Source organism: Brachyspira sp. (assembly GCF_050873525.1).
In the GTDB taxonomy this organism is placed as follows: Bacteria; Spirochaetota; Brachyspiria; order Brachyspirales; family Brachyspiraceae; genus Brachyspira.
Genome location: NZ_JBNMIZ010000142.1, coordinates 1 through 6,838, shown reverse-complemented (window position 1 = coordinate 6,838; position 6,838 = coordinate 1). Strand labels below are relative to the sequence as shown.

General features: G+C 31.0%; 6 protein-coding genes. 3 read left to right on the top strand and 3 right to left on the bottom strand.

The window, feature by feature from the left end; translation table 11 throughout:
* Positions 1-338: 338 nt before the first annotated feature.
* Entirely contained in the window at positions 339-1,160 is an 822-nt protein-coding gene (locus ACR0QS_RS09390) for a hypothetical protein (protein ID WP_432633184.1), read from the bottom strand.
* A 475-nt stretch (positions 1,161-1,635) separates the two neighbouring features.
* Complete coding sequence (locus tag ACR0QS_RS09385) at positions 1,636-2,550, bottom strand: Rpn family recombination-promoting nuclease/putative transposase (RefSeq protein ID WP_432633183.1); 915 nt, start codon at positions 2,548-2,550, stop codon at positions 1,636-1,638.
* Positions 2,551-2,859: 309 nt separating this feature from the next.
* Between ACR0QS_RS09385 and floA the strand changes: the two genes are divergently transcribed.
* The 3 genes from floA to ACR0QS_RS09370 all read left to right on the top strand — a co-directional run bounded on the left by floA (position 2,860) and on the right by ACR0QS_RS09370 (position 6,406).
* Positions 2,860-3,858 (top strand): flotillin-like protein FloA, encoded by a 999-nt coding sequence (gene floA / locus ACR0QS_RS09380; protein ID WP_432633182.1) that lies wholly within the window; start codon positions 2,860-2,862, stop codon positions 3,856-3,858.
* A 79-nt stretch (positions 3,859-3,937) separates the two neighbouring features.
* A complete protein-coding gene (locus tag ACR0QS_RS09375; RefSeq protein ID WP_432633181.1) occupies positions 3,938-4,657 on the top strand; it encodes a response regulator transcription factor in 720 nt (239 codons plus the stop codon).
* Between the two features lie 6 nt (positions 4,658-4,663).
* On the top strand, positions 4,664-6,406 hold the full coding sequence (locus tag ACR0QS_RS09370; protein WP_432633180.1) for a sensor histidine kinase: 1,743 nt from the start codon (positions 4,664-4,666) through the stop codon (positions 6,404-6,406).
* An 85-nt stretch (positions 6,407-6,491) separates the two neighbouring features.
* Here the strand turns inward: ACR0QS_RS09370 and ACR0QS_RS09365 are convergent.
* On the bottom strand, positions 6,492-6,838 hold a 347-nt coding region (locus ACR0QS_RS09365), incomplete at its 5' end, for a hypothetical protein (protein ID WP_432633179.1).

Genomic DNA, 6,838 nt, shown 5'->3' with positions numbered 1-6,838 from the left:
CGGGAGTTTTACTCCCTTGTTTCTGAATATTTAGCCTTCCTAATATTCATTGTTTTTTATCGTTGTCATTACGAGCCGTTGCCGAAGGCACGCCTACGGCGAGGCGAAGTAATCCAAAATTAAGAAATTCTATTTTCAAAATTTAACTTTATTAATAGTGGATTGCTTCGCTTTCTTACGAAAGCTCGCAATGACGGTTTTTTACCGCTCGCCTTATTAGGCTATTACAAATTTAATACAACCCCATGCATCTCTACATGGGGCAATCAAAACTTTTACAATATATATAATTTTTATGGTAAATCTATGTCTCTACTTAATTAATAAAAATTTATTATTTAAATTGTAAATTTTATTTTAACTGTTTTTAAATCAGATTCATAATTATCCGCAAAACTAATATTATAAGTTATAGTATAGAAACTACTACCTTTACCTCCATCTTTATTACCAACAGTAGCCGTTGCAATTTCCTCTAAATGAGCAAGATAATAATCTGTATACTCATGTATTGTGCTTATATGCGCATCTGTGAATTCTTTAAGCACATTTTCTGTTATTGTATTTTTTATTTCATATATACCAGTTTGTGAATAACTTCCGCTCTTAAGTGAAAATCTAGCTGATGTCTGATTTGGAACTTGACCAGTCTTGGTATCAATATCGTCTCCTTCCATTTTTTGAAGAATGCTTTCAAAATTATTTGCATCAATTTTTCTAACTTTTATTAAATGAAATTCATTAGTAAAATTAATAGAGCTATTTTTTAAATTTAACTTTTCATCCGCGTCAAGTTTAAAAGCTATTTTAACTTTTCTATCTTGCGGTTCAGTTGTGCTAACTAAAGCGCCTATTTTTTGAAGTCCCGCTTCTTGAAAAGTCAATACTCCCGTATCTGAATTATAACTTATATATTTGACATAACCATTATCTTTATCATCGCTGAAGTCAAGCGGGTTATCTTTGCTTTCATCTATAATATCAATAATATGGACATTAAAAGCAACTTTATTTGCTCCATTCTTTCCAGTAAAAGTTATAGAAAGAGCAGAATTACCATGCACTTTATTTGCACTATTAACTCTTAAAGTATCTGAAATACTATCCGCATTAATAGAAGCCTTAAAAGTCCCAGCGTCATTGCGAATGAAATGAAGCAATCCACTATTAAAGAGATTACTTCGCTTATAGCCTCGTTCCCTACGGGACGCCTTCGGCGAATGACGGTTAATAGTCTTGTCATTGCGAACGGTAGTGAAGCAATCCAAGATAATAAATTTCCTTTTCGCTGGATTACTTCGGTTTTTTGCCTACGGCGTCAAAACCTCGTAATGACAAATTCTATTTATATAATAACAAACTTTTTAAATTTGTCAATTATTTTTTTAAAATATCGACTTATAAATTCATAAAGTTTAATTATAAGATTAACCAATATTTAATTAATCAATCTATAAATATAATAACAAATAATTAAAAAAAGTCAAGTAATTTTTTTAATTTCCGATTTCTAAAATTTGTTATATATTTTAAATTTATCAAATTTTATAAATTAAGTCAATACTAAAATTTGTTATATTTATAAAAATAATATAGGATTAACAATTTATAAAATTTAATAAAGCGATATTGAATTTATAGTTTTTCTCCGTCTGGACGCAAGTTGCGGATTTCTTCAATTGGTAAACCCGTAGCTTTGCTTATAGATGCATCATCCATATTCATTTGTTTTAAGGTTTTGGCTATTAAGATTTGTTCATCATATTTTCCTTTTTCAATACCTTCTCTTATGCCTTCAAGTTTACCTTTCTTTATTCCTTGCCTCATACCAATTCGTCTTTCATCCGCGAGCGCTATTTTTTTATCGAATTGATAGAGTTCTTTTTTTTCGTATTCAGACATCATTAATTGATTTCTTATAAAATTGTTATATCGCTTGTGAGCCTCTTCCATTATTGGTTTTTCTTTTACTATTTCAGACATATATGCCTCCATGTTGTTAGTTGTAAAAAATCCAAGCCAGCAGTTTAAATCTTTTGGCAGGTTATTGTCTTTAAATTTAAATTTCTTTAATTCTATCATGTGTATTTGCAAATGGTCGGTTAGCAATCTTGCATTTTTAGTATCGTAAATCATATAGCAACTGTGGACATTTTTATTATTTTTGTTGAGATTAAAATTAAGCAAATTAATACTTATCACAGGAGTTAATTCATCATACTGTTCGCCTTTCTTTAGAAGTTTGCTATAATTCATAGCCCAGTAATAAAGTATTCTTTCTGGGAATCTTGAATTGCCAGATAATTGAACTTCGATAATTACAACTGTTCCATTTTTGGTTATGCACTTAACATCGACAATAGTTTCTTTGTCTTTATAATTACTTTTTAAATTAAACGGATTTAATATTTCAACGGCTTTAAAAGTTTTCATGTCTGCGCTAATCATAACTGCGTTGATAAAATCAAGAAGGACTTTTTCTCCGCCTTTATCAGTAAAGAAATACCGAACAAAACAATCATTTAGTGCATTAAAAGGTTTATTCTTCATAAGAATATTATAACAGAATAATTTTATTTGTCAAAAGTTAAATTAATAATTTTTGTAAAATTTAATTTCCATAAAAATCTGTCCGAATAAATACGAGATTTTGTAATCTAAACGGAGTTGTTTTCGCTGAAAGCGGGCTTCACTCTGTGGGCTTTAGCCTCGCCTTGCTTATTTTTCACTGCACTCTGTGTGCCTACAGCAAAAGTGAGCAGAGCAACAAAAATAAGTAAACTTTAAATTTGCAATTAATTTAATTTAATAGTGTAATTAAAGTTAAAATATTCATTAAAAAATCAAGGAGATTTTATTATGTATTCAGGCGAATTAATGATTCCAATGTTTGTAGGAATAGTTATTATATTGATTATTCTGCTTATTTTCTTGCGTTTCTTTCCAATAGGACTTTGGGTAACGGCTTTATTTTCGGGCGTTAGAATAAGCATAATAACTTTACTAACGATGCGATTAAGGAGAGTAAATCCTTCTTTAATAGTTTTGAATCAAATTAAATTATGGAAAGCTGGGATAAAAATTGAAAGTAACAAACTCGAAGCGCATTATTTGGCGGGAGGAAATCCAACCGCGGTTTCGGACGCTTTGATTGCGGCGGATAAAGCCTCTTTGAATCTCACTTTTGAAAGAGCCTGCGCGATTGATTTGGCGGGACGAGATTTGGTTGACGCTATAAGAACTTCAGTTTCGCCAAGAGTAATAGCCACGCCTTTAATTGCCGCCGTTGCGAAAGACGGAATTCAGGTAAAAGCTACGGCAAGAGTGACGGTTAGAACGAATATTAACAGACTTGTCGGAGGAGCTGGAGAAGAGACAATAATTGCGAGAGTCGGAGAAGGAATTGTAACCACAATAGGAAGTTCAGCGTCTCATAAAGAAGTTTTGGAAAATCCCGATAGAATCTCTCAAGTGGTTTTGGCTAAAGGTTTGGACTCTGGAACGGCATTTGAAATTTTATCAATAGATATTGCCGATGTCGATGTGGGCAGCAATATTGGAGCGTTTTTGCAAATCGACCAAGCGGAAGCGGATAAAAAAATCGCTCAAGCTAAAGCGGAAGAGCGAAGAGTTATGGCTATAGCGAGAGAACAGGAAATGAAGGCTCAAGTAGAAGAGATGAAAGCGAAAGTTGTCGAAGCGGAATCTCAACTTCCTTTGGCTATTGCGGACGCTTTGAAAAAAGGAAATATCGGAGTTTTGGATTATTATAACATGAAAAATATAATGGCGGATACGGAAATGAGATACAGCATTTCTGGTTCGGATTCTTCAAATAAAGAAAATCCTCAAAAATAACGAGGTTGTATTTAATGAAAATTAATTTATAATAAGAAAATATAAATAAAAAATAAAAATAAAATATTACGGTAGATCTATGGAAAAAGACCTTATTTATTCCGTTGAAGACGATATTAATATCAGCGACCTTATAAAATATACTTTAGAAGAAGCGGGATTCGAGATAAAATGCTTTTCAAACGGCAACGATATGCTCGAAGCTTTGAAAATGCAAACTCCGAATTTGATTTTACTCGATATAATGCTTCCCGATATAGACGGGACGGAAATATTAAAAATCATAAGAACGGATTATTCTTATCTTCCGATAAAAGTTATAATGCTTACGGCAAAATCGAGCGAAATAAATATTGTAATGGGATTAAACGCGGGAGCGGACGATTATATGCCGAAGCCTTTTTCGGTTTTGGAACTTATAGCTAGAGTTAAGGCAAATTTAAGAAAGAAAAATACTACAATCGAAATGGAAGAGATGACATTCGGAGAGATAAAAATAATTATCCGAAAAAGAGCGGTATTCGTAAATAATAATCAAGTCGCACTCACTCAAAAAGAATTCGATTTATTAAAACTTTTGGTTGAAAACGCGGAAAGTATCGTATCGCGCGAAACGATGTTCGAGGAAGTCTGGGGAAAAGAAAACGCAATGGAAACGCGGACGATAGATATGCATATAAAATCTATAAGACAAAAATTAAATCTCCAAAAAGAAAATATTATAACCGTTAGAGGAATGGGCTATAAATTAACAGAAAATAAAGAAATTCAAGAAAAAGAAATTCAAGAAATCGAATAAATCGTTATGATTAAGAATATTTTTTATAAATCGCTATTCGTTCTTATATTAACGAGCGCTTTAATGTTTATAGGAATTCTCTTTACAGTTCAGTATAATAATATTAGATACAGTCAGTATATGATTATGAATATTATGGAAATGCTTGAAAGAGAAATAGATATTTTCGATTTGAAAACGGAAGACGCTTTTAGAAAATTTGTCATGCAGTCGGATAAAAACGAATTGAGAATAAGCGTAATATCCACAAACGGAATGGTAATAGCGGATACTGCTGCGAATAGTTCCGTAAATTCTATGGCAAATCATACGAACAGAAGCGATGTAATAAGGGCTTTGCATAGCGAGGAAAATAAAACGGTTTTTTCAATTCATACTTCGATAAGTCAGAAAATTCCTTATATATACGCTTCAAAAAAAATCAAAACGGATGATTATAGAGATTATATATTAAGAATTTCCATGCCGATAGAATCGGTTAATAAATATTTGATAACTTTTTTATTTACGGCGGTTATGGTTGTCGGAATAGTGATTATAATAATGGCTTTGGTTTTGCCTTCGTTGGCAAGAAATATCATGATTCCTTTTTATTCGATAAAAGAAACTCTGGATAATATAGACGGTAATAAATCTCAAAATATAAAAAATCTCACGGGATTCAACGATATTAACGACATATTATACGATATTAACGAACTTGCGATTGATTTGAATAATAATATAACGGGCTATCAAACGGAAAGAGAAAAATTAAATTATGTCCTTGAAAATATCGCTCAGGGAATTGTCGCCATCAATAAAAATAAAGATATATTTTTTATCAATCAATTTGCCGTAGAACTTTTAAATATGCATGATAACGAAGTAAAAAATCTAAACGAAATCATTAAAGATAAATCGATTGTCGACAAAATAGACAACGCGATGAAATTAAATAGATTTTCAAAATTCGACATAAAAGAAAGAAATATGGATATAGAAATAAATGTTATTCCAATATTAAATAATAAAAATATATCCGCTTTGATAAAATTTGAAGATGTTACCGACATAAGAAAAATTGAAATAGAAAAGCAGGATTTTTTTATAAACGCGTCGCATGAATTAAAAACTCCTTTGACTTCGATTTTAGGATATTCGGAACTTCTTATAAGTATGAACGCAAAAGACAAAAAAGAAGATAAAAAAACCGACTTTATTAAAAGAATAAACTTTGAAGCTTTGAGAATGAAAGAACTTGTTTTGAATATGCTTACTTTAAGCCGAATGGAAGCGAACTGGCAGGAAACTATAGACGAAAAAATCGATATAAAAGATATAATTCTTAATGTTTTTGAAAGCAATAGAATAAAATCGGAGAAAAAAAATATAAATATTGATTTGGAAATCGAATCTGCAATAATAATCGCAAATAAAGAAAAAATAACGGAAGTAGTAAATAATCTTGTCGACAACGCGATAAAATATACGGACGATGGCGGAAATATAAAAATCTCTTTAAAAAATAACGGAGAGAAAGCGACATTTACCGTGAAAGACAACGGCTGCGGAATTGAAAATAAATATTTAAATAGAATTTTTGAAAGATTTTTTAGAGTAAAAAACGAAAAATATTTGAAAGTTCAAGGAACTGGTTTGGGTTTGACTATAGTAAAAAATATATGCGCGCATTATAACGCCGATATATATATAGAAAGCGAAAAGGACAGAGGAACTGAAGTATCGGTGGTTTTTAATTTGTTATAAATTAAAATAAAGTAGAAGACTATTTTTTAGCCTTCTACCATTCCAGTTTTTTTCTAATTTTGATTAAATAAACAAACGGTTAAAACTATCGTATCATACCGTTATTAATTTTTACTACTCTTCTCGTTTCGCTTACATCTTTCTGACCCGGCATAAATAAGAATTTCCATCCCCTATGGTTATCCGTAAACATAGCAGTATGATTCAACTGTCTAGTAATATATTCTGGTCTTTGCGACAAATACATATTTTGATTAGTCATATAAGGCATATTTTGAGGCGTAAAGTAAATACCAGGATGATTTTTATATTCTTCATGATAATTATATATTCCGTAATAAGCATAATAAGAATGAACGCTGGCAGCTCCAGAATATCCCTGATTGTCGTAATCATAGATAACAAAAACTTCTATAAAACCAGGATTTATAT